This is a genomic window from Oleiphilus sp. HI0066 (assembly GCF_001635725.1).
Window position 1 is genome coordinate 1 of sequence record NZ_LWFH01001855.1, and the last position, 1,294, is coordinate 1,294.

3 protein-coding genes are annotated in these 1,294 nt (G+C 44.2%); 1 reads left to right on the plus strand and 2 read right to left on the minus strand.

The window, feature by feature from the left end:
* Nucleotides 1-8 precede the first annotated feature (8 nt).
* Together A3738_RS28655 and A3738_RS28660 are read right to left on the minus strand one after the other, a co-directional pair.
* A complete protein-coding gene (locus A3738_RS28655) occupies nt 9-254 on the minus strand; it encodes a DUF2970 domain-containing protein (protein WP_068481202.1) in 246 nt (81 codons plus the stop codon).
* A 37-nt stretch (nt 255-291) separates the two neighbouring features.
* Entirely contained in the window at nt 292-921 is a 630-nt protein-coding gene (locus A3738_RS28660; protein ID WP_304439281.1) for a TetR/AcrR family transcriptional regulator, read from the minus strand.
* A gap of 182 nt (nt 922-1,103) precedes the next feature.
* Between A3738_RS28660 and A3738_RS28665 the strand changes: the two genes are divergently transcribed.
* The coding region (locus tag A3738_RS28665; RefSeq protein WP_156504575.1) for an acyclic terpene utilization AtuA family protein at nt 1,104-1,294 on the plus strand (191 nt) is incomplete at its 3' end.

Consider the following 1,294-nt stretch of genomic DNA (forward strand, 5'->3'; position numbering starts at 1 on the left):
GCTGCAGATTACGAAACAACAACTTGGTTCAAAATAAAGCGCACAAGTAACGCGAGTGCAATCACAAACGATACGCCAAACAAAATACCAATAATGATGAAATGACTCGCTTTTCCCTTGCTGAAATCGCGTTTGGCATTTTTCGACTTTTGAACACCAAGCATTGCATACAAAACACTTTGCGTCGTCTGCCACAGGGTCATCTCATTCCCTTTGGCATCTGGGTCACTNGATATCTCTTTTTGCTTAGACATATTTAGCACCTATCGATTATCAACAATAAGCGACAAGCTACTGCTTAATCACCAAATGGAGTGCCTCTACCGACAAGGCATCTAAATCCATCGACCCTTTTGGATCATACCATGTCGTCGTCCAACTAATAGCCCCGGTTAATAGGCGTCTTAAGACAAATGTATCACCCTGCACTTTGCCATCTGATTTGGCAGCCTCAAGCGTCTGCATCCAAATGCCTTCATATTCACTGCGTAAGCCAAGAATGTAGTCTTGCTTCTCTTCTGAAAGACTTCGCCATTCATAGACGAGAACAGACATTGCATCGCCAGTTACGCCGTTGATCGCATCTATCTCACACTTGATGAGCGCGAGTAGTTTGCTCTCAATGCTGTCTGCTTCTTCTATACGGCGACGCATTAAATGCGTGTTGTAGATAACAACCTCTTTCATCATCGCTAACAGAATCTCTTCTTTCGATTTGTAGTGATGAAAAATGCTGCCAGATTGAATGCCGACAGCCGCTGCTAAGTCTCTTACCGTCGTACGCTCGTATCCCTTGACACGAAATAGCTTCGCCGCTTTTGCAAGCAATCGTCCTTTAGGCGTTCTAGGGTCTGTCACCTCACCTTGCTCGACAAGATCATCGACTAAATCAAGTTTTTCTTGTTCAACAATAACGGCCACCAGCCACTCCCTAGAAATAAGTATTTACAAAAAACTGATAATAACGAGCTTGCGAACTATTTACAAACCAAGCACTTGCTTGGTAAGGTGCTGACACCAAAAATGAGTAACCCATCTCATCTGCTTTTTTAACTCAGTTTCACGTCGCGAGTAGCGCCGTCTTAGACAGGAAAAAACGCACAATGGCAGAAGCGAAAAAAATAAGAATTGGTTGCGCATCAGCGTTTTGGGGTGACACCGAAACCGCAGCACAGCAACTCGTCGATAAAGGCAACATCGATTACTTGGTTTTTGACTATCTCGCAGAAATCACCATGTCGATTATGGCTGGTCAGAAAATGAAAGATCCGAGCGCTGGCTTTGCACCAGACTT